Below are 21,541 nucleotides of genomic sequence, written 5' to 3' on the forward strand. Positions count from 1 at the left end.
CCTGTGTGCGCAAGAGATTGACGCAGATCGACGCGCGTAGCGCGCGCCGGTCCGGCTCCGCACGCACCTTTCCGGCCACCCCCCATATACCTCGGAGGCATCCATGCCGTCCCGTCGTTCACTCCGCAGACCGGTCACGCTCGGCGCGGTGATCTGTGCCGCCCTGGCCGGCGGACTGCTGACCGCCACGCAGTCCGCCTCCGCCGCCGGCACCCGGATCCACGACATCCAGGGCAGCACCCGCATATCCCCGCTGGCCGGCCAGCAGGTCAGCGAGGTGCCCGGCACTGTCACCGCGATCCGCTCGTTCGGCTCGGCGCGCGGTTTCTGGGTGCAGGACCCGCACCCGGACAAGAACCCCGCCACCAGCGAGGCGGTCTTCGTCTTCACCGGAAAGGAGACGCCGAAGGTCGCCGTCGGCGACGCGATCACCTTCTCCGGCACGGTCAGCGAGTACTACCCGGGCGGCAAGGACGCCGGTCTGCAGTCCGTCACCGAGATCACCGGTGCGACCTGGAAGACCACCTCCTCCGGCGCCCCGCTGCCGGCCGCCTTCACGCTCAACCCGGCCTCGCTGCCGAATCGTTACGCCCCCTCCGCGGGCGGCAACAGCATCGAGTCACTGAAGCTGCGCCCCTCGTCGTACGCCCTGGACCGCTACGAGTCCCTGGAGGGCATGCGGGTCTCCGTCTCGAACGCCCCGGTCGTCGGCCCGACCAGCAGCTACCACGAGCTGTGGGTGACCGCCGAGCCCGGCCACCACCGCACCGCCCGCGGCGGGACGCTCTACGGCTCGTACGCGGACCCCAACGGCGGCCGGGTCAAGGTGGCGTCCCTGATCCCGTTCTCGCAGCAGCCGTTCCCGGTCGCCGACGTCGGCCAGGCGCTGTCCGGCACCACCGCCGGGCCGCTGGACTACGACAACTTCGGCGGCTACACCCTGCAGGCCACCGAGCTGGGCAAGGTCACCGGTGACAGCCCCGCGCCGGAGACCACCCGCAAGCAGAAGTCCGATGAGCTGGCGGTGGCCACCTACAACGTCGAGAACCTGTCCCCCGTCACCCCGCAGGCCAAGTTCGACCGGCTGGCGAAGGCGCTGGTGCAGAACCTGTCCTCGCCCGATGTCGTGGCGCTGGAAGAGGTCCAGGACGACAGCGGCCCCAAGGACAACGGCGTGGTCACCGCCGGGGAAACCCTCAAGAAGCTGACCGACGCGATCAAGGCGGCCGGCGGTCCGGCGTACGAGTGGCGGCAGATCGACCCGGTCAACGACCAGGACGGCGGCCAGCCCGGCGGCAACATCCGCACGGCGTTCCTGTTCAACCCCGAGCGGGCGTCCTTCACGGACATCAAGGGCGGCGACGCCACCACCCCGGTGAAGGTGGTCGACGACCACGGCAAGGCCTCGCTGTCCGCGTCCCCGGGCCGGATCGCGCCCGCCGACGAGGCGTGGAAGACCAGCCGCAAGCCTCTTGTCGGCCAGTTCTCCGCGAAGAGCCGCCCCGGCAGCCGGGTCTTCGTGATCGCCAACCACTTCAACTCCAAGGGCGGCGACCAGGGTCTGGACAGCCGTTTCCAGCCCCCGGCCCGCAGCTCCGAGACCCAGCGCACCGCCCAGGCCCGCCTGGTCAACACCTTCGTCAAGGATCTGCTGGCCAAGGACCCGAAGGCCGGTGTGGTGGTGGCCGGTGACCTCAACGACTACCAGTTCTCGCCGGCCCTGAAGGACCTCACCGCCGGCGGTGTGCTCACCGACCAGGTGCGCCGCCTGCCCGCCGCCGAGCGCTACGGCTATGTCTACAGCGGCAATTCACAGGTGCTGGACCACATGCTCACCAGCCGTCCGCTGACGCGGTCCGACTACGACATCGTGCACCTCAACGCGGAGTACGCCGACCAGGCCAGCGACCACGATCCGCAGGTGCTGCGCATCAAGCCGTAGTCCGCGGCATGTCACCCCGTGTGACCCTCCCGTCACCCGCCTGGCCCACGCCGGGGGGCCAACTGCCGCGGGGGGTGCGGTACTGGGCATGTAAGAAACATTCGGCGAGACATAGGGAGTCATCATGCCGAAGTCCCAGAACCGTAAGTCGGGCAACAAGGACCGTGCCGCCGAGCGGCGCACCGACCAGCGGAAGCCGAAGTCGTCGGAGGAGTCCGCTTCCGAGCGGACCCAGGACCTGAAGCGTTCGCGGAATGGCCTGACTGGCGCGTGATGGGCCTGTGATGCCCGAGCGGCCGTCGCACCGGAAGGCGCGGCGGCCGCTTCGCGTTCCGGCCCTGTGCCGGACGCAGCGCTGCTTCACACCTCAGCCGGCACAACTCAGTGGACGTGACACATGAGGCGCCCCCAGATCCCTGGCACGGAGACCATGACCACTCCCCGCAGACCCCCGGCGGCCGTACCGCCCTTCGGCCGCGTCGTGACCGCCATGATCACCCCGTTCACCGCCGACGGCACGCTCGACGCCGACGGCGCTCAGCGGCTCGCCACCCACCTCGTCGACGACGGCGGCTGCGACGCCCTGGTGCTGAGCGGCACCACCGGGGAGTCCCCGACGACCTCGGACGCCGAGAAGGAGACCCTGCTGCGGGCCGTGGTCGAGGCCGTCGGCGACCGGGCCCGGATCACCGCCGGGATCGGCACCAGCGACACCCGCCACTCCGCCGCCCTGGCCCGCAGCGCCGAACGGGCGGGCGCCCACGGCCTGTTGGTGGTCACGCCGTATTACTCACGGCCCACCCAGGAAGCCGTCGCCCACCACCTGCGGACGGTCGCGGACGCCACCGGACTGCCGGTGATGCTCTACGACATCCCGGGCCGCACCGGCACCGCGCTGACCGCCGGAACGCTGCTGCGACTGGCCGCCCATCCGCGGATCGCGGGGGTCAAGGACTGCGCCTACGACCCGCTGAAGTCGGCGAAGGTGCTGGCCGCGACGGGCCTGGCCTACTACGCGGGCTGCGACGAACAGATCCTGCCGCTCCGTGCGCTCGGCGGCGCCGGCTGCGTCAGCACCGCCGGCAATGCCGCGCCGCGGGCGGTGCGCGCCGTACTGGACGCCTTCGACGCCGGCGACACGGCCGGGGCGACCCGCCGTCAGCTCGCGCTGATCCCGCTCATCGAGGCGGTGACCGGCGGCGAGCACCCCGGCGCGGTCACCGTGAAGGCGCTGCTCAACCACCTCGGCCTGCCCGCGGGCCCGGTCCGCGGCCCCCTGCTGGCGGCGGACGCCGAGCTCACCAGGCGGCTGGCGGACGCGCTGCGGACGACCCTGGACCGGACTGCGGACGGGGATACTGCTGCGGTGCCTGCGGCTGTCCCTGGTTAGCGGGGTAGGGCGCGGGCGCCGCCCCGAAGCCGCCCGGGGCCCCCGGCTGCGCGTACGGCGCGCCCGGCTGTCCGTACGCCGCGCCGGCGGCCGGGTCGTGCCCCGCCGCGGCCGCGTCCCGGTCCGGCGCGGGCGGCTCCTCCTCGTCCGCCACCAGGTCCCGTACGAGCAGCGTCGCGCCGGCCACCGCGCCCGGCATCAGCACCACCGCGACGAACGCAATCAGGAACAGCAGCACGACCGGGGTGCCGAAGCCGACCGCGAGCGCCTTACGGCCCCGCAGCAGCCGCAGCCGCTCCCGCACCGGGATGTCCCGGCGCTGCAGGGCCACCGAGGTCAGCTCGACGGTGAGGAAGAAGCCGGAGACGCAGAAGCCGACGGCGGGGACCACCGTCTGCCCGAGGAAGGGCACGAACCCGAGGGCGAACAGCAGGATCCCGAACCCGGCGGCCCGCAGCAGCACATGGACGCTGTCGCGCAGGGCGATCCAGATCTCCTGCCACAGCGGGCGGTCAGGGGACGGCGGGCAGTACCCCTCGGACTCCTCGACCTTCTCCGACAGCGACTCGTAAAAGGGGTCGCCGATCAGCAGGGTGACGGCGGTGAACGTCAGCACCGACAGCATCAGCCCGCCGGCGAACAGCAGCGCCACGAACACTCCGCGCAGCAGCCCCTGCCAGGGCGAGCCCCAGTCATCGGCGAACGGCGTCGCCCAGGCCGCGATATCGCCGGACCAGAGGGCGAGCACGGTGAGCACCGCGGCGTACAGCACCAGCGCGATCAGCGCCGGGATCAGCCCGAACCCCCACCACCGGCCGTGCCGGGCGACCCAGCGCTGCCCCTTACCCAGATACCGCATCCCCGCTGCAAGATCACGCATGGCACACAGCCTAACGGCGTCCCGGCGGCGCGAGGACCGGGACTACAGGGGCGGCTGGGGCAGGAGGGGCGGCAGAGGGCGGAAGCCGAAGCGGCCCGGCGGGTCTCCCCCGCCGGGCCGCTGACGCTGCCGTGCCGGGCCGGCCGCACGACCGGCCCGGCCCATGGCCTCAGTTGTGGCTGTGCAGCACCTCGTTGAGGCCGCCCCAGGTCGCCTTGTTCGGGCGGGCCTCGACGGTGCCGGTGGTGGAGTTGCGGCGGAAGAGGATGTTGTCCGCGCCGGAGAGCTCCAGGGCCTTGACGATCTGGCCGTCGGGCAGCGTGACACGGGTACCGGCGGTCACGTACAGCCCGGCCTCGACCACGCACTCGTCGCCGAGCGCGATGCCGATGCCCGACTCCGCGCCCAGCAGGCAGCGCTCGCCGATGGAGATGATCTGCTTGCCGCCGCCCGAGAGGGTGCCCATGGTGGAGGCGCCGCCGCCGATGTCGGAGCCGTCGCCGACGACCACGCCCGCGCTGATCCGGCCCTCGACCATGGAGGTGCCCAGCGTCCCGGCGTTGAAGTTGACGAAGCCCTCGTGCATGACGGTGGTGCCGGCCGCGAGGTGCGCACCCAGGCGCACCCGGTCGGCGTCCGCGATCCGCACCCCGGTGGGCACGACATAGTCGGTCATCCGGGGGAACTTGTCGATGCTGGTGACCATCAGATGCAGGCCTTCGGCGCGGGCGTTGAGCCGCGCCGTCTCCACCTGGTCGACGGGCACCGGGCCCAGCGAGGTCCAGGCGGCGTTGGACAGCAGCCCGAAAAGGCCCTCCAGGTTCTGTCCGTGCGGCTTGACCAGCCGGTGGCTGAGCAGGTGGAGGCGGAGGTAGGCGTCGTGCGCGTCCAGCGGCTTGTCGTCGAGGGAGGCGATGACCGTACGAACGGCGACGACCTCGACGCCACGGACCGGGTCGGGGCCGATCGCCTTGAGCGCGGCGGCGCCCAGCAGTTCGGTGGCGCGCTCGTCGTCGAGGTGCTCGGTGCCGGCCGGGCCGGGCGCACCGACCAGCTCGGGCGCCGGGAACCAGGTGTCGAGAACGGTGCCGTCGGAGGTGACGGTGGCGAGCCCGGCGGCGACGGCGCCGGTGGTACGGGGAGCGGAAACAGCAGCATCGGTCATGTCCGAAACCTAACCGGAGGGCGCCCGCCGAGGCGAACCGGTCTCAACCGCCGGGCCGGGCCGTGGGACGCCTCCACCGGTCCGCTGCAGCCCGCCCGACGGCCGGGCCGGCTCAGCCCAGCACCCTGGCCAGCCCGGCCCGTACCACCTCGGGGTCGAAGGGCTGCCCGGTCAGCAGATGCTGCAGCACCAGCCCGTCGGTGAGGGCCACCACCGTCCGCGCCGTGCGCAGGTCGCCGATCCGCGCTCCGAGCAGCCGCACCATCTCGTCCAGGCATTCGGCGGCGACCGGCCGCACCGCCTCGTGCCGCAGCGCCGCCAGATACAGCTCGTACTCCAGCTCCATCCGCCTGCGGTCGCCGCTCAGTGTCTCCTCGACCAGCCTCGCGACCTCCTCGGCGAGCGGTGCCGCCGGGTCGATGCCGTCGACCCAGCGCGCGAAGTCGGCCAGGCACACGACGTTGGACTGCCGCAGCGCGGCGACCAGCAGCTCGTCGAGGGTCGCGAAGTGGTACGTGGTCGAGCCGAGCGGGACATCCGCAGCGGCGGCCACCGCGCGGTGGCTGAGCCCGGCGATCCCGCGCTCACCGACCACGGCGATGGCCGCGTCGATGATCCGCTGCCGCCGGTCCGGGTCGTAGCGCCGGGCCATCAATGCGCCCCGTCCAGATTGAGCACCACGACACCCGCGATGACCAGCAGTACGCCGAAGACCTTCAGCGCACTGGTGCTCTCCCCCAGGAACACCATCCCGATCGCGGCGATCAGCGCCGTTCCGACACCGGCCCAGATGGCGTACGCGGTGCCGACGCTCATCGATTTGAGCGTCTGGGCGAGCAGCGCGAAGGCGAGCAGATAGCCCAGCGCGGTGGCCAGCGCGGGCCACAGCTTGCTGAAGCCGTTGCTGTACTTCATCGCGGTGGTCGCCAGCACCTCGGAGAGGATCGCTCCGGCGAGCGTCAGATAGACCATGCGTACGACCGTACACAACGTTGCGTACGGTCGTACATATGCGTGCGCGGACCGGTTCGCCCGGCACGCGAGACGGCCGTGCCCGCCAGTGGTGACTGGCGGGCACGGCCGTACGCTCAAGGAGATCTCGTCAGACGTTGAAGCCCAGCGCGCGCAGCTGCTCGCGGCCGTCGTCGGTGATCTTGTCCGGGCCCCACGGGGGCATCCAGACCCAGTTGATCTTCAGTTCGCTGACGATGCCGTCGGTGGCGGACTTCGCCTGGTCCTCGATGACGTCGGTCAGCGGGCAGGCCGCGGAGGTCAGCGTCATGTCGATGGTGGCGATATTGGCGTCGTCGACGTGAATGCCGTAGATCAGCCCCAGGTTGACGACATCGATGCCCAGCTCGGGGTCGACAACGTCGTACAGCGCCTCGCGGACCTCTTCCTCCGAGGCCGGCTTGGTGGTGGTCGGGGTGTCGGTCATGCGGTCTTCGCCTCCTCGGAGAGGGCCTTGGCCGTGGCGTCCTTCCAGGCCATCCAGCTGAGCAGCGCGCACTTCACACGCGCCGGGTACTTGGAGACGCCGGCGAACGCCACCGCGTCCTCCAGCACCTCCTCCATGGCGTCATCCGGCTCGACCTGTCCCTTGGACTGCATCAGCTCCAGGAAGGTCTCCTGGATCTTCTGCGCCTCGCCGAGCTCCTTGCCGACCAGGAGGTCGTTGAGCACCGACGCGCTGGCCTGGCTGATGGAGCAGCCCTGGCCCTCGTAGGACACATCCTCAATCGTCGCGCCGTCGAGCCGCACGCGCAGCGTGATCTCGTCACCGCACGTGGGGTTGACATGGTGCACCTCGGCGTCGCCGTCCCGAAGACCGCGCCCGTGCGGGTGCTTGTAGTGGTCCAGGATGACGTCCTGGTACATGGAATCCAGCTTCACGGCTCAGTCAGTCCTCGTCCTCATCCGCTGTGCTTGTTAACCGGCTGGGTCTTTTTAACCGAAGAAGTTGCGGACGTGCTCCAGGCCCTCGACCAAGGCGTCGACCTCGGCGGGCGTGGAGTACAGATAGAACGACGCTCGCGTGGTCGCAGGAATTCCGAAGCGCAGGCAGACCGGCCGTGCGCAGTGGTGACCCACGCGGACCGCGATGCCCTGCTCGTCCAGCACCTGGCCGACATCGTGCGGATGGATGTCGCCGAGCGTGAAGGAGAGCGTCGCCCCTCGCTCCTCGGCCGTGCTCGGGCCGATGATGCGCAGGTCGGGGACCTCCAGCAGCCGCTTGACGGCGTACTCGGTGATCGCGTGCTCATGCGCGGCGATGTTGTCCATGCCGATCGAGGCGAGGTAGTCCACGGCCGCGCCGAGGCCGACGGCCTGGGCGATCGGGGGCGTACCGGCCTCGAACTTGTGCGGCGCGGGCGCATAGGTCGAGGAGTGCATCGAGACGGTCTCGATCATCTCGCCGCCGCCGAGGAACGGCGGAAGGTCCTCCAGCAGCTCCTGGCGGCCCCACAGCACACCGATACCGGTCGGACCGCACATCTTGTGGCCGGTGAAGGCCACGAAGTCGGCCTGCAGCGCCTGGACGTCCAGCACCATGTGCGGGGCGGCCTGCGAGGCGTCGATGCAGACCAGCGCGCCGACCTCCTGGGCACGGCGGATGATCGTCTCGACCGGGTTGATGGTGCCCATGATGTTGGAGACCAGCGTGAAGGAGACGATCTTCGTCTGCTCCGTGATGATCTCGTCGATGTTGGACAGGTCGAGACGTCCGTCGTCGGTGATGCCGAACCACTTCAGCTTCGCGCCGGTGCGCTGCGAGAGCAGCTGCCACGGGACGATGTTGGAGTGGTGCTCCATCTCCGTGATGACGATCTCGGTCTCGCGGTCCACGCGGTAGGGCTCTTCGGCCCAGCCGAGCATGTTGGCCACGAGGTTGAGCGACTCCGAGGCGTTCTTGGTGAAGATCACCTCGTCGCGGCTCGGCGCGTTGATGAAGGCGGCGACCTTGTCACGCGCGCCCTCGTACAGCGCCGTGGCCTCCTCGGCGAGCACATGCACGCCGCGGTGGACGTTGGCGTTGTGACGTTCGTAGTAGGCGTTCAGGGCGTCGAGGACCTGACGCGGCTTCTGCGAGGTCGCCGCGTTGTCCAGGTACACGACCTTCCGTCCGTCGTGGATCTGACGATCCAGGATGGGGAAGTCCTTACGGATCGCCTCGGTGTCGAGGAGGCCCGGCAGCTGTGTCACGCGGTTGCGCCACCCTTCGTGTACTCCTCGTAGCCCTCGGCCTCCAGCTTGTCGGCGAGCTCGGCGCCGCCGGACTCGGCGATCCGGCCGTTGGCGAAGACGTGGACGTGGTCGGGCTTGATGTAGCGCAGGATGCGCGTGTAGTGGGTGATCAGCAGGGTGCCGACCTCGCCGGTCTCGCGGACGCGGTTGACGCCCTCGGAGACGGTGCGCAGCGCGTCGACGTCCAGACCGGAGTCGGTCTCGTCGAGGATCGCGATGGCGGGCTTCAGCAGCTCCAGCTGAAGGATCTCGTGGCGCTTCTTCTCACCGCCGGAGAAGCCCTCGTTGACGTTGCGCTCGGCGAAGGAGGGGTCCATCTGCAGGCGCTCCATGGCCTCCTTGACCTCCTTGACCCACAGCCGCAGCTTGGGGGCCTCGCCGCGGATCGCGGTCGCGGAGGTGCGCAGGAAGTTGGAGACCGAGACGCCGGGCACCTCGACCGGGTACTGCATGGCGAGGAAGACGCCGGCCCGCGCGCGCTCGTCGACGGACATCTCCAGGACGTTCTCGCCGTCGAGGGTGACGGTGCCACCGGTGATCGTGTACTTGGGGTGACCCGCGAGGGAGTAGGCGAGGGTCGACTTGCCGGAGCCGTTGGGGCCCATGATGGCGTGCGTCTCGCCCTGCTTCACGGTCAGGTCGACGCCCTTCAGGATCTCGCGCGGGCCGTTCTCGGCCTCGACGGAGACGTGCAGGTCGTGGATCTCAAGCGTTGCCATGGGGAACTCAGGACTCCTGGGTGACGGAGACGAGCACGTCGTCCCCTTCGATCTTGACGGGGTATACGGGGACGGGGCGCGTCGCGGGAAGGCCGTTCGGCTTGCCGGTGCGCAGGTCGAAGCTCGAACCGTGCAGCCAGCACTCGATCGAGCAGTCCTCGACCTCGCCCTCGGAGAGGGAGACGTTCGCGTGCGAGCAGATGTCGTTGATCGCGTACACCTCGCCCTCGGTGCGGACCAGGGAAACGGGCGTGCCGTCGAGTTCCACCCGCTTGGGGGTGTCCTCCTCCAGCTCGCTCAGCGCCGCTGCGCGTACGTACGTCATGCCGCGGACGCTTCCAGCTCGGCCTCGATCTTGCTCATCAGACGCTCTTCGACGTCCGGGAGGCCGATCTGCTGGACCAGCTCGGCGAAGAAGCCGCGGACGACCAGCCGGCGGGCCTCGTCGGCCGGGATACCGCGGGCCATGAGGTAGAAGAGCTGCTCGTCGTCGAAGCGGCCGGTCGCCGAGGCGTGGCCGGCGCCGACGATCTCGCCGGTCTCGATCTCCAGGTTGGGGACCGAGTCGACCCGCGCGCCGTCCGTGAGGACGAGGTTGCGGTTGAGCTCGTAGGTGTCGGTGCCGGTGGCCGAGGCGCGGATCAGCACGTCACCGATCCACACGGCGTGCGCGTCGTCGCCCTGCAGCGCGCCCTTGTAGACGACGTTGGAGCGGCAGTTGGACGCCTCGTGGTCGACGAAGAGCCGGTGCTCGTGGTGCTGGCCCTGCTCGGTGAAGTACAGACCGTAGAACTCGGCCTCGCCGCCGGGGCCCGCGTAGGTGACGCGCGGGTGCAGCCGGACGAGGTCGCCGCCGAAGGTGACGATCACGGACTTGAAACCGGCGTCCCGGCCGACCAGGGCGTTGTGCTGCCCGGCGTGGACGGCGTGGTCGTCCCAGTCCTGGACGGAGACGACGGTCAGCTTGGCGCCGTCACCGAGGAGGTAGTCGACATTGGCGGCGAGCACCGCGTCACCGGTGTGGTCGATGACCACGACCGCCTCGGCGAACGCGCCGAGCTCGATGACCTGGTGGCCGTAGGCCGTGCCGCCCTCACCGTGGACGGTGATCCGGATCGGCTCGGAGAGCTGCGTCTCCTGGGGGACCGAGATCACCGACGCCTTCTCGAACGAGCTGTACGCCTGCGCGGCGACCCGGTCGACGGGCGTGCCGGCCTTGCCGACCCGCGGGTCGTCGCGGTCGACCAGCTCGTGGGTGACACCCTCCGGAGCGGTGATGTCGATCTTCAGGTCGGGACCGCCCGCCTCGGCGCTGCCGTCGTGCAGGCCCTTGAGGCGCGCGAGGGGCGTGAAGCGCCACTCCTCCTCGCGGCCCTGCGGCACCGGGAAGTCCGCCACGTCGTAGGACGGCGGGGCGCTCATCCGGGTGGCGACGGTGGACTCCGCGGCCACCGCAAGGGATCCGGTGGTCGTGGAACCGGCCGGGATGTTCTGAGCCTCAGCCATGGCTGTTGTAGTGCTCGCTTTCTGGTTGCGATCCTCGGCCTGCCCGCAGGACGGCCGCCGCGTCGGTCGTTGAGTGTGCCGGGGCCGTCAGCCGACCGCGCCTTCCATCTGCAGCTCGATCAGCCGGTTCAGCTCCAGCGCGTACTCCATCGGCAGCTCACGGGCGATCGGCTCGACGAAGCCGCGCACGATCATCGCCATGGCCTCGTCCTCGGACAGGCCGCGCGCCATCAGGTAGAAGAGCTGGTCCTCGCTGACCTTGGAGACGGTCGCCTCGTGGCCCATGGAGACGTCGTCCTCGCGGACGTCGACGTAGGGGTAGGTGTCCGAGCGCGAGATGGTGTCCACCAGGAGGGCGTCACACAGCACGTTGGACTTGGAGCCCGCGGCGCCCTCGCCGATCTCGACCAGACCGCGGTAGGAGGTCCGGCCGCCGCCTCGCGCCACCGACTTGGAGACGATGTTGGAGGAGGTGTTCGGCGCCATGTGGACCATCTTGGAGCCGGCGTCCTGGTGCTGGCCCTCGCCCGCGAAGGCGATGGACAGGGTCTCGCCCTTGGCGTGCTCGCCCATCAGGTAGACGGCGGGGTACTTCATCGTCACCTTGGAGCCGAGGTTGCCGTCGACCCACTCCATGGTCGCGCCCTCGTAGGCGACGGCGCGCTTGGTCACCAGGTTGTAGACGTTGTTCGACCAGTTCTGGATGGTCGTGTAGCGGCAGCGGCCGCCCTTCTTCACGATGATCTCGACGACCGCGGAGTGCAGCGAGTCCGACTTGTAGATCGGCGCCGTGCAGCCCTCGACGTAGTGGACGTAGGCGTCCTCGTCGACGATGATCAGCGTCCGCTCGAACTGGCCCATGTTCTCGGTGTTGATCCGGAAGTAGGCCTGCAGCGGGATGTCGACGTGGACACCCTTGGGGACGTAGATGAACGAGCCGCCGGACCACACCGCGGTGTTCAGCGACGCGAACTTGTTGTCGCCGACCGGGATGACCGTGCCGAAGTACTCCTGGAAGATCTCCGGGTGCTCCTTGAGCGCGGTGTCGGTGTCCAGGAAGAGGACGCCCTGCGCCTCCAGGTCCTCGCGGATCTGGTGGTAAACGACCTCGGACTCGTACTGCGCGGCGACACCGGCGACCAGGCGCTGCTTCTCCGCCTCGGGGATGCCCAGCTTGTCGTAGGTGTTCTTGATGTCCTCGGGCAGGTCCTCCCAGGAGGCGGCCTGCTGCTCCGTGGAGCGGACGAAGTACTTGATGTTGTCGAAGTCGATGCCCGACAGGTCCGAGCCCCAGTTCGGCATGGGCTTCTTGTCGAAAAGCTTCAGGCCCTTGAGACGGAGCTTGAGCATCCACTCCGGCTCGTTCTTCTTCGCCGAGATGTCGCGGACGACGGCCTCGGAAAGACCGCGCTTCGCGGAAGCGCCGGCCACGTCGGAGTCGGCCCAGCCGTATTCGTACTTGCCCAGGCCCTCGAGCTCAGGGTGAGCAGTCTCCGTGGGGAGCGTCATGCGGGGTTCCTCCCGGCCGTGCTTGCAGATGCTGTGGTGGTCTTGGTGGTGCGTGCGGTGCTGTGCGCGGCCTTGCCGGCACCGGCCTTCGGGATGAAGGTCGTGCACACCCCGTCGCCGTGGGCGATGGTGGCAAGCCGCTGTACGTGGGTCCCGAGCAATCGGGAGAAGACCTCGGTCTCCGCCTCGCACAGCTGCGGGTACTGCTCGGCGACATGGGCGACCGGGCAGTGGTGCTGGCAGAGCTGTTCACCGAGCTGGGGATTGGGGGCGCTGCGCGCCGTAGCAGCGTACCCGTCCGCGGTCAATGCCTTCGCCAGGGCCTCGGTACGGGCCTGTGGCTCGGCGCTCTCGACCGCCCTGCGGTAGCCCTCGGCCTGGGCCGCGAGCCGTGCGCGGGCGAATGCCGCGACGGCGGCCTCGCCCTGCTCGCCGCCGCCCGCGCTCTGCGCGATCCAGCGCAGCGCATCGGAGGCGAGCTGGTCGTAGGCCTGGTCGAAGGCGTCCCGTCCGCAGTCGGTGAGGGCGAAGGACTTCGCCGGGCGGCCGCGGCCACGCGCGCCGTAGACCCGCTTCTCGCGGGGCTCGACGACGCCCTCGGCCACCAGCGCGTCCAGATGCCGGCGCACCGCGGCCTGGGTCAGCCGCAGCCGCAGGGCCAGCTCGGCCGCGGTGGACGGGCCGTGGTCGAGGATGGAGCGGGCGACCCGGTTGCGGGTGCCCTGCTGTTCGTCGTGCGGCGCCGGGGCGGGCGCGGCGTCCGCCGCGCGCTGCTCAGCCTGCTCGGGCGCGGAGGCGGCCGGCCCTGCGGTCGGGTCGACCGCGGGCCCTTCCTGATCCTCGCTCGCGTATTTCACAACGTCATTGTTGCGTAATTCGCCGAAGCGATACAAGCCTCGTCCGGATCACGGACGGGTGGCCTCTATCACTTAGGCTGCCCTAAATTCAAGTACCTTCCGAGCCCCGAAAACGCTGCCGACCTGCGACGGGGCGGTCCCGCCCGGTGGGGCGCACCCGGGCGTGCGGGGCGGTAAAACCGACAGGGCCGCACACCGCCGGATTGCGTACCCGGGCGCGGAAAAGCACCCTCGCCCCCGTTGAAGAGCCCCCCGCCACTCTCCGTAGACTGCCCGCCATGCCCAGCACCTCCCCGGGGGGCGACCCCCGGCCCCCCGGACGAGAGCCTGCCGTCGAGATCGCCGGCCTGGTCAAGCGATACGGGACCAAGACGGCCGTGGACGGCCTCGACCTGACCGTCGCACGCGGCGCGGTGACCGCTGTGCTCGGCCCCAACGGCGCCGGCAAGACCACCACGGTCGAGACCTGCGAGGGCTACCGCCGCCCGGACGCCGGCCGCGTCCGGGTCCTGGGCCTGGACCCGGTCGCCGACGCCGCGGCGCTGCGGCCGCGGATCGGCGTGATGCTGCAGTCCGGCGGCGTTTACGCGGGCGCCAAGGCGGAGGAGATGCTGCGGCACACCGCCACCCTGCACGCCCACCCCCTCGACGTCGGCGGGCTCATCGACCGGCTCGGCCTGGGCAGCTGCGGCCGGACGCCCTACCGGCGGCTGTCCGGCGGCCAGCAGCAGCGCCTCGCGCTGGCGATGGCCGTGGTCGGCCGCCCCGAACTCGTCTTCCTCGACGAGCCCACGGCCGGCCTCGACCCACAGGCCCGGCACGCCACCTGGGACCTGGTACGGGAGCTGCGCGCCGACGGCGTCAGCACCGTGCTGACCACCCACTTCATGGACGAGGCCGAGCAGCTGGCCGACGATGTCGCGATCATCGACGGCGGCCGGGTGATCGCCCAGGGCACCCCGGACGCGCTGTGCCGCGGCGGCGCGGAGAACAGCCTGCGCTTCACCGGCCGCCCCGGCCTCGATCTCGCCTCGCTGCTCAAGGCGCTGCCCGCCGACAGCGCCGCCACGGAACCGGCCTCCGGCGTCTACCGCGTCCACGGCAAGGTCAACCCGCAGCTGCTGGCCACCGTCGCCTCCTGGTGTGCCCAGAACGGCGTGATGCCCGACGCGATAGCCGTCGAGCGGCACACCCTGGAGGACGTCTTCCTGGAGCTCACCGGCAAGGAGCTGCGCGCATGAATCACGGTCACACGCTTTTCGGCCGGGGGTCCGGGGGTCGCCCCCCGGGTAAGCACAGCCTGGAGCTCACGGGCAAGGAGCTGCGCGCATGACCGCCCTGGAGGCCGGAAACGGCACCGCCGCCGGCACCGGCACGTTCACCCCGCGGCCCGGTGCCGCCCCGCTGCCCCGGATGATCCGCGCGCAGGCGGCCCTGGAGACCAGGATGCTGCTGCGCAACGGCGAGCAGCTGCTCCTGACCGTCATCATCCCGACGCTGCTGCTGGTGCTGTTCTCCGCCGTCGACATCATCGCGGTGCCCACCGGCACGGCCGGCGGCAAGGGCAGCGCCGTGGACTTCCTGGCGCCCGGCATCCTGGCGCTCGCCGTGATGTCGACCGCCTTCACCGGCCAGGCCATCGCGACCGGCTTCGAACGGCGCTACGGCGTGCTCAAGCGGCTCGCCGTCTCGCCGCTGCCGCGCTGGGGGCTGATGACCGCCAAGACCTGCGCGGTGCTGGTCACCGAGGTGCTGCAGACCGTGCTGCTGACGGCCGTGGCCCTGGCGCTGGGCTGGTCGCCGCACGGCAATCCGCTCTCGGTGCTGCTGCTGCTCCTGCTGGGCACGGCCGCCTTCTCGGGCCTGGGCCTGCTGATGGCCGGCACGCTCAAGGCGGAGGCCACCCTCGCGGCGGCCAACCTGGTGTTCCTGCTGCTGCTGGTCGGCGGCGGCGTGATCGTTCCGCTGGAGAAGTTCCCCGAGGCCGCCCAGGGCGTGCTCGGGCTGCTGCCGATCGCCGCGCTGTCCGACGGGCTGCGCGACGTCCTCCAGCACGGCGCCCAGATCCCCTGGCGGGACCTGGGCATCCTGGCGGTCTGGTCGGTGCTGGGGCTGGGCACGGCGGCCCGCTTCTTCCGCTGGGAGTGAGCCGCCGGCGGCCGTGCCGCGGAGCGGTTCCGCGTGCGGACCGTCGCCCGGCGCACCCCTCGTGAAAACTTGCACAAGGGCCCGCTTACGATGTCTCCCGTGCCGAAATCGCTGAATCCCCTTGAGCTGATCGCCCACAGCTGGCAGCCGTCCGCGGCCTTGGTGCGACGGGCCGCGCTGGCCACCGTGGTGATGGCCGTGATCATCGTCGTCACCGGGGGCGCCGTCCGGCTCTCCCAGTCCGGACTGGGCTGCTCGACCTGGCCCAAGTGCACGCCGGACAGCCTGACGCCGACCGCCGCGATGGGCATCAACGGGCTCATCGAGTTCAGCAACCGCATGCTGACCTATGTGCTGTGCGCGGTCGTCGGGGTGTTCATCATCGCCGCCCGCGCCCGTCACCCCCGGCGCCGTTCGCTCACCCGCCTCGGCTGGGCACAGTTCTGGCTCGTCATGAGCAACGCCGTCGTCGGCGGCATCACGGTCCTCACCGGACTCAACCCGTACATCGTCAGCTCGCACTTCCTCGCGGCCACGGCGCTGCTCACGGTCGCCGTGCTGTCCTGGAAGCGCGCGTGCGAGGGCGACGACGCACCGCGTGATGTGGTCGCCCGTCCGGTGCGGCAGCTGGCCTGGCTGCTGGTGGGGGCGACCGCCGCGCTCACCGTCATCGGCACGGTCGTCACCGGCGCGGGCCCGCACGCGGGCGACGCCAGGAAGGTGCACCGCATCCCGCTGGACTGGCAGGAGATCACCCAGCTCCACGTGGACTTCGTCTACATCGTCGTCGGCCTGTCCGTCGCCCTGTGGTTCACGCTCCGCGCGGTCAAGGCGCCGGCCGCCCCGCGGCGGCTGGTCCTGGAGCTGTTCGCCTGTCTCGCCCTGCAGGGCGTCATCGGCTACGTCCAGTACTTCATGGGCCTGCCCGAAATCGTCATCGGCTTCCACATGCTGGGGTCGTCCCTGGTGTGGATCTGGGTGCTGCGGCTCTGCCTGTCGTTGCGCGACCGCGGCCTCCTGGAGGGCTTCGACGGGCCCGCCCCCGCGGACGGGCGCGAGGCACCGGAGCCTCAGCCGGCCTCCGCTCTCAGCCGGTAGATCCGGCGCGCGGTCCCCGACCCGACCATCTCGGTGATCCGGCGCCCGTCCTCGGCGCCGCACAGCCCCTCGTCGGCCCACTCCCGTACGAGGCGGCCCATGGCCCGCAGAAAGCACCGGGCGCCGGTCACATACAGCTCGGGCAGCCCGCGGGCGCCCGAGGAGAACAGCAGCTTGCCGAACGGTGCCCGGCCGAGCGTGTCCTCGGGGCGGGGCCCGGCGTCGGCGTACACATGGGCGTGTACCGCGGCGAGCTCCGCCGCCCGCCGGTGGTGCGGCGCCCGCGGCAGCAGGACGAGAGCCGGGCCGAGGCCGGCCGTGGCGCGCAGGAAGGCCGCCAGCGGCCGCGGATCGGGACAGTGCAGCTGCACCGGGAGGCCGGTCGCCACCGCGCTCCACAGCAGATGCCGTACGAGCACGGGCTCCCCCAGCCGCTCCCCCGGACGGCGGCCGCGCAGCCAGCGGTCCGCGGCGCGCCGTACCTCTCCCGCTCCGGGCGCCTGCCCCTCGCAGTAGGTGGCGCCGGAGGCGAAGGCGGTGGTGTGCTGGGCCGCGGCGTACAGGGCCTCGGAGGTGTAGCCGAGGAAGGAGTCGACGCTGCCGGAGGTGTCGGCGACCTGCTCGGCGAGCGGTTCGAGCCGGACGACCTCGTGGGCCCCGGCTTCGGCTGCGGTGGCGAGTTCGCCGGCCGAGGTCAGGGCGTCGGGGGTGCCGGTCTCCAGCAGGAACGTGCCGATGCCGGAGCCGCGCAGCAGCAGACGGCCGGCCCGGTAGGCGCCGACCTCGCGCCTGCGGGCGAGGTAGCGGGCGGGCGGGCACCGCGGTTCCAGGCCGAGCAGCGGGGGGCACCAGCGGCGTATCGCAAGGCCCGTGAAGCTGTCGAAGTAGCTGGTGCCCGCGGGGGCCGGGCCGTGGGCGCCGACCGCGGCGGCGAGGTGGTTCTCGAAGGAACCGAGACCGAGCTCACCGTGCACCGCGCCGTGGCTGTGCTGATCGATGAGCGGCGGAAGGCCGTCCATCCGCTTCTCCTCGCCGTAGGCCCGCCGGGCGCGGCCGGAGCGCCACACCTGGTGGGCTTAACGGGCGAGGAGGTGGTGAGGTAGCGGGCTCCGCTTCCGGCGTGCGCTCCGGCGCACGGCGCGCGGGCGCCGGGCCGTCAGCCGTTGGACGGGCCGCCCACCTGGATGCCCGCCATCCGGGACCACTCGTAGCGGCCGGTACGGACCTTGGCGGCGAGGTCGCCGTCGAAGTCGTCGTGGAGCGTGAGGCCGGCCTTGTCGGCGGCGTCCTTGGCGGAGCCGAAGGTGTCCGCGACGAGGTTGCCCCACTCGCCGTCGGCCCCGACGAGCGCGATCCGGGTGCGGCCCCGGCCGAGGTGCGCGAGCTGGCCCTCGGCGCTGCCGCCGTGCGAAGCGGCGAACGCGCGGATCTGCTTGGCGAGCCGGTCCGCGTGCTTGCCGGCCCTCTTGTCGGTGCGTGCCGCGGCCTTCACGTCGGCCGCCGTCTCCGTCTGCTCGTCCGCCTGCTGGGTGTCTGCCATACCGACATGCTACCCATCGGTAATCAACGAAGGAAGGGATCCACGGCGACGGCGACGAACAGCAGCGACACATAGGTGATGGACCAGTGGAACAGCCGCATCTCCTTGAGCTTGGCGCCCGTGATCCCGGCCTTGGCGCGGGACTGCAGACCGTGCGCCTCCTTGAGCCAGAAGGCACCGCAGACGACCGCGACGGCGGTGTAGAACCAGCCCGTGTAGCCCAGCGGCTGCAGCAGCAGCGAGACGGCCACCATCACCCAGCTGTAGGCGACGATCTGGCGCGCGACGACCTTGTTGCCCGCGACGGCCGGCAGCATCGGCACCCCGGCGCGCTCGTAGTCGTCCTTGACCTTCATCGACAGCGGCCAGTAATGCGGCGGCGTCCAGAAGAAGATGACGAGGAAGAGGATGAACGAGGCCCACGAGACGGAGTTCGTCACCGACGACCAGCCGATGAAGACCGGCATACAGCCCGCGATGCCGCCCCAGACGATGTTCTGGGAGGTACGCCGCTTGAGGATCATCGTGTAGACGACGACATAGAAAAGCAGCGCACCGAGCGACAGCATCGCCGACAGCGGGTTGACGAGGAACCAGAACAGGGCCGTGGAGCCCACCGCGAGCGCGGTCGCGAAGACCAGGCATTCGCGGGGGCTCACCATGCCGGTGACCAGGGGACGCTGGGACGTACGGTCCATCAGCGCGTCGATGTCGCGGTCGAGGTACATGTTGAACGCGGCGGCGCCGCCGGCGGAGAGGTAACCGCCGACGCAGGTCACCAGCACCAGCATCAGGTCCGGCACGCCCCTGGCCGCCAGGAACATCACCGGCACCGTGGTCATCAGCAGCAGCTCGATGACCCGCGGCTTGGTCAGCGCCACGAACGCCTTGACGCGGGCCCCGAGCGGCCGGTCGCCAGGACTCCCGGGGACCGGAGAAAGCGCCCCCACAGGACGGGATTCGACGGCCGTCACGCACACCCCTGGAAGTAACATCAGCGGCCTCTGCCGCGGAAGAGATAAGGCCTGCAAGCCCGTCCGGCCGTGAATACCCGGTGAAGGGCTTGCGCGTACCACGCCACTTTAGACGTTGGCCATAAGGCGATCTTCGCGGGGGTGGGGTCGTGTTGGGCGTCGGGGCACGGGGCGGCGACGGCATCTGCGGGCCGGTGGCCGCCCGGCGTTCGGGAGGCGAACGCGACCGCCGCCCGGCAGTCTGGTCCTAGGGCCTCGCCTCGGGGCCGGGAATGCCCCCGGTGGTGAGGTGGTTGCCCAAAGCGACGAGCTGCCGTCACGCACGCACCGACTGAGCGCCGAAAACACCGACTGAGCGTCGAAAAGACGCACGCACTTGCGGGGGTAGGCTCGACACCGCCTGGCGGACATACCGTCCGCGGCATTCGACATGTGGAGAGGAGCCCTGACTCAGGGTGAGCACCAAGCCGACCACCACAGACCTCGAGTGGACCGAACTGGATCAGCGGGCAGTGGATACGGTCCGTGTCCTGGCCATGGATTCCGTGCAGAAGGTCGGTAACGGCCATCCGGGTACGGCCATGAGCCTGGCTCCGGCCGCCTACCTTCTCTTCCAGAAGCTGCTGCGGCACGACCCGGCGGACGCGAACTGGACCGGACGCGACCGGTTCGTCCTCTCCGCCGGCCACTCCAGCCTGACCCTCTACATCCAGCTCTACCTCGCCGGTTACGGCCTGGAGCTGGACGATCTGAAGGCGTTCCGCACCTGGGACTCGAAGACCCCGGGCCACCCCGAGTACGGCCACACCACCGGCGTGGAGACCACCACCGGCCCGCTGGGCCAGGGTGTCGCCAACGCGGTGGGCATGGCGATGGCCGCCCGCTACGAGCGCGGCCTGTTCGACCCGGAGGCGCCCGAGGGCAGCTCGCCCTTCGACCACCACATCTACGCCATCGCCGGTGACGGCTGCCTGCAGGAGGGCATCTCCGCCGAGGCCTCCTCGCTCGCGGGCCACCAGAAGCTCGGCAACCTCATCATGCTGTGGGACGACAACCACATCTCGATCGAGGGCGACACCGAGACCGCGGTCTCCGAGGACACCTGCAAGCGCTACGAGGCCTACGGCTGGCACGTCCAGCGGGTGGCCCCGAAGGCCAACGGCGACCTGGACCCCGAGGCGCTGTACCACGCCATCGAGGCGGCCAAGGCCGAGACCGGGCGCCCGTCGTTCATCGCGATGCGCTCGATCATCGCCTGGCCGGCCCCCAACGCCCAGAACACCGAGGCCGCGCACGGCTCGGCGCTGGGCGAGGAGGAGGTCGCGGCCACCAAGCGGGTCCTCGGCTTCGACCCGGAGAAGTCCTTCGAGGTCCCCGAGGAGGTGCTGGCGCACACCCGTGCCGCCCTCGACCGCGGCCGTGACCTGGAGAAGGAGTGGGGCAAGCGGTTCGCCGACTGGCGCACCACGAACCCCGGGCACGCCGCGGAGTTCGACCGGGTCGCCGCGGGCGAGCTGCCCGCGGGCTGGGAGGACCACCTCCCGTCGTTCGAGACCGGCAAGGCCGTGGCCACCCGCGCCGCGTCCGGCAAGGTGCTGCACGCGCTCGGAGCGGTCATCCCCGAGCTGTGGGGCGGCTCCGCCGACCTGGCGGGCTCGAACAACACCACGATCGACAAGACCTCGTCGTTCCTGCCCGAGGGCAACCCGCTGCCGGGCGCGGACCCGTACGGCCGCACGATCCACTTCGGTATCCGTGAGCACTCCATGGCCGCGGAGATGAACGGCATCACGCTGCACGGCAACACCCGGGTCTACGGCGGCACCTTCCTGGTGTTCTCCGACTACATGCGCAACGCCGTCCGGCTGTCCGCGCTGATGCACCTGCCGGTGACGTACGTGTGGACGCACGACTCCATCGGCCTGGGCGAGGACGGCCCGACCCACCAGCCGGTCGAGCACCTGGCCTCGCTGCGTGCCATCCCGAACCTGAACCTCGTGCGCCCGGCCGACGCCAACGAGACCGCCATCGCCTGGCGCGAGATCCTCAAGCGCTGGACGAAGGAGTACGGCGTGGGGGCCCCGCACGGCCTCGCGCTGACCCGTCAGGGCGTGCCGACGTACCCGGCCGACGAGAACACGGCCAAGGGCGGTTACATCCGGTTCGAGGCCGAGGACGCCGACGGCAAGACCGTCACGCCGCAGGTCGTGCTGATCGGTACCGGCTCGGAGCTCCAGCTCGCCGTCGAGGCGCGCGAGCAGCTGCTGGCCGAGGGCGTGCCCACCCGCGTGGTGTCGATGCCGTCGGTCGAGTGGTTCGACCAGCAGGACCAGGCCTACCGCGACAGCGTGCTCCCGCCGTCCGTCAGGGCCCGGGTCGCCGTCGAGGCCGGCATCGGTCTGACCTGGCACCGCTTCGTCGGTGACGCCGGGCGCATCGTGTCCCTGGAGCACTTCGGTGCCTCGGCCGATGCCAAGACCCTGTTCCGCGAGTTCGGCTTCACCGCCGACGCGGTCGCCTCCGCCGCCCGCGAATCGGTCGAAGCCGCCGCGCGCTGACGACGCCCG

22 protein-coding genes are annotated in these 21,541 nt (G+C 70.8%); 7 read left to right on the plus strand and 15 right to left on the minus strand.

The genetic code is table 11. The features are described 5' to 3' along the window. Positions 1-103 precede the first annotated feature (103 nt). The 3 genes from ABZ851_RS19740 (at position 104) to dapA (ending at position 3,332) form a co-directional block, all read left to right on the plus strand. Positions 104-1,942 (plus strand): endonuclease/exonuclease/phosphatase family protein, encoded by a 1,839-nt coding sequence (locus tag ABZ851_RS19740; protein ID WP_361129060.1) that lies wholly within the window; start codon positions 104-106, stop codon positions 1,940-1,942. Between the two features lie 124 nt (positions 1,943-2,066). Beyond that, on the plus strand, positions 2,067-2,216 hold the full coding sequence (locus ABZ851_RS19745) for a hypothetical protein (RefSeq protein ID WP_176956553.1): 150 nt from the start codon (positions 2,067-2,069) through the stop codon (positions 2,214-2,216). Positions 2,217-2,372: 156 nt separating this feature from the next. Continuing rightward, entirely contained in the window at positions 2,373-3,332 is a 960-nt protein-coding gene (gene dapA / locus ABZ851_RS19750) for a 4-hydroxy-tetrahydrodipicolinate synthase (RefSeq protein WP_361129064.1), read from the plus strand. Here the strand turns inward: dapA and ABZ851_RS19755 are convergent. The 12 genes from ABZ851_RS19755 to ABZ851_RS19810 all read right to left on the minus strand — a co-directional run bounded on the left by ABZ851_RS19755 (position 3,241) and on the right by ABZ851_RS19810 (position 13,214). Continuing rightward, positions 3,241-4,212 (minus strand): EI24 domain-containing protein, encoded by a 972-nt coding sequence (locus ABZ851_RS19755; RefSeq protein WP_361129067.1) that lies wholly within the window; start codon positions 4,210-4,212, stop codon positions 3,241-3,243. The genes dapA and ABZ851_RS19755 overlap by 92 nt on opposite strands. A gap of 169 nt (positions 4,213-4,381) precedes the next feature. Further along, a complete protein-coding gene (gene dapD, locus ABZ851_RS19760; RefSeq protein ID WP_361129070.1) occupies positions 4,382-5,377 on the minus strand; it encodes a 2,3,4,5-tetrahydropyridine-2,6-dicarboxylate N-succinyltransferase in 996 nt (331 codons plus the stop codon). Between the two features lie 112 nt (positions 5,378-5,489). Further along, positions 5,490-6,029 carry a TetR family transcriptional regulator gene (locus tag ABZ851_RS19765; RefSeq protein WP_361129073.1) on the minus strand — a complete coding sequence of 180 codons (540 nt, stop codon included), beginning with the start codon at positions 6,027-6,029 and terminating at the stop codon, positions 5,490-5,492. Next, complete coding sequence (locus ABZ851_RS19770) at positions 6,029-6,349, minus strand: multidrug efflux SMR transporter (protein ID WP_361129076.1); 321 nt, start codon at positions 6,347-6,349, stop codon at positions 6,029-6,031. The genes ABZ851_RS19765 and ABZ851_RS19770 overlap by 1 nt, the downstream gene beginning before the upstream one ends. A gap of 130 nt (positions 6,350-6,479) precedes the next feature. Continuing rightward, on the minus strand, positions 6,480-6,815 hold the full coding sequence (locus ABZ851_RS19775) for a metal-sulfur cluster assembly factor (RefSeq protein WP_129296992.1): 336 nt from the start codon (positions 6,813-6,815) through the stop codon (positions 6,480-6,482). Beyond that, complete coding sequence (gene sufU, locus ABZ851_RS19780) at positions 6,812-7,270, minus strand: Fe-S cluster assembly sulfur transfer protein SufU (RefSeq protein ID WP_030411905.1); 459 nt, start codon at positions 7,268-7,270, stop codon at positions 6,812-6,814. The genes ABZ851_RS19775 and sufU overlap by 4 nt, the downstream gene beginning before the upstream one ends. Before the next feature lie 54 nt (positions 7,271-7,324). Beyond that, the gene (locus tag ABZ851_RS19785) at positions 7,325-8,581 is read right to left on the minus strand and encodes a cysteine desulfurase (RefSeq protein WP_336049434.1); all 1,257 of its coding nucleotides are present in this window, start codon (positions 8,579-8,581) and stop codon (positions 7,325-7,327) included. Further along, a complete protein-coding gene (gene sufC / locus ABZ851_RS19790) occupies positions 8,578-9,342 on the minus strand; it encodes a Fe-S cluster assembly ATPase SufC (protein WP_336049433.1) in 765 nt (254 codons plus the stop codon). Before sufC ends, ABZ851_RS19785 begins: the two co-directional genes overlap by 4 nt. Before the next feature lie 7 nt (positions 9,343-9,349). Beyond that, complete coding sequence (locus ABZ851_RS19795) at positions 9,350-9,667, minus strand: non-heme iron oxygenase ferredoxin subunit (protein WP_361129081.1); 318 nt, start codon at positions 9,665-9,667, stop codon at positions 9,350-9,352. Beyond that, positions 9,664-10,848: a Fe-S cluster assembly protein SufD gene (gene sufD, locus ABZ851_RS19800; protein WP_361129083.1), complete on the minus strand. Its 1,185-nt coding sequence runs from the start codon at positions 10,846-10,848 to the stop codon at positions 9,664-9,666. Before sufD ends, ABZ851_RS19795 begins: the two co-directional genes overlap by 4 nt. An 87-nt stretch (positions 10,849-10,935) precedes the next feature. Beyond that, positions 10,936-12,357: a Fe-S cluster assembly protein SufB gene (gene sufB, locus ABZ851_RS19805; protein WP_086718023.1), complete on the minus strand. Its 1,422-nt coding sequence runs from the start codon at positions 12,355-12,357 to the stop codon at positions 10,936-10,938. Next, positions 12,354-13,214: an ArsR family transcriptional regulator gene (locus tag ABZ851_RS19810; RefSeq protein ID WP_336049430.1), complete on the minus strand. Its 861-nt coding sequence runs from the start codon at positions 13,212-13,214 to the stop codon at positions 12,354-12,356. The genes sufB and ABZ851_RS19810 overlap by 4 nt, the downstream gene beginning before the upstream one ends. A gap of 278 nt (positions 13,215-13,492) precedes the next feature. On the opposite strand from ABZ851_RS19810, the gene ABZ851_RS19815 reads away from it, so the two are divergent. From ABZ851_RS19815 to ABZ851_RS19825, 3 genes are all read left to right on the plus strand, one after another. Beyond that, positions 13,493-14,455: an ABC transporter ATP-binding protein gene (locus ABZ851_RS19815; protein WP_361129088.1), complete on the plus strand. Its 963-nt coding sequence runs from the start codon at positions 13,493-13,495 to the stop codon at positions 14,453-14,455. An 88-nt stretch (positions 14,456-14,543) separates the two neighbouring features. Then, positions 14,544-15,362 carry an ABC transporter permease gene (locus tag ABZ851_RS19820; RefSeq protein WP_361129091.1) on the plus strand — a complete coding sequence of 273 codons (819 nt, stop codon included), beginning with the start codon at positions 14,544-14,546 and terminating at the stop codon, positions 15,360-15,362. A 99-nt stretch (positions 15,363-15,461) separates the two neighbouring features. Beyond that, complete coding sequence (locus ABZ851_RS19825) at positions 15,462-16,460, plus strand: COX15/CtaA family protein (RefSeq protein ID WP_361129093.1); 999 nt, start codon at positions 15,462-15,464, stop codon at positions 16,458-16,460. Here ABZ851_RS19825 and ABZ851_RS19830 read toward each other — a convergent pair. From ABZ851_RS19830 to ABZ851_RS19840, 3 genes are all read right to left on the minus strand, one after another. Beyond that, positions 16,433-17,479, minus strand: coding sequence for an amidohydrolase (locus ABZ851_RS19830; protein ID WP_361129096.1), 1,047 nt, complete (start codon positions 17,477-17,479; stop codon positions 16,433-16,435). The two genes, ABZ851_RS19825 and ABZ851_RS19830, sit on opposite strands and share 28 nt — an antisense overlap. Before the next feature lie 137 nt (positions 17,480-17,616). Beyond that, positions 17,617-18,000 (minus strand): hypothetical protein, encoded by a 384-nt coding sequence (locus ABZ851_RS19835; RefSeq protein WP_336049425.1) that lies wholly within the window; start codon positions 17,998-18,000, stop codon positions 17,617-17,619. A gap of 23 nt (positions 18,001-18,023) precedes the next feature. Then, positions 18,024-18,980, minus strand: a complete 957-nt coding sequence (locus ABZ851_RS19840; RefSeq protein ID WP_361129543.1) for a heme o synthase — start codon at positions 18,978-18,980, stop codon at positions 18,024-18,026. Between the two features lie 449 nt (positions 18,981-19,429). On the opposite strand from ABZ851_RS19840, the gene tkt reads away from it, so the two are divergent. After that, a complete protein-coding gene (tkt, locus tag ABZ851_RS19845) occupies positions 19,430-21,532 on the plus strand; it encodes a transketolase (RefSeq protein WP_361129099.1) in 2,103 nt (700 codons plus the stop codon). Positions 21,533-21,541: the final 9 nt, after the last annotated feature.

This window comes from Streptomyces sp. NPDC047049 (assembly GCF_040643995.1).
In the GTDB taxonomy this organism is placed as follows: domain Bacteria; phylum Actinomycetota; class Actinomycetes; order Streptomycetales; family Streptomycetaceae; genus Streptomyces; species Streptomyces mooreae.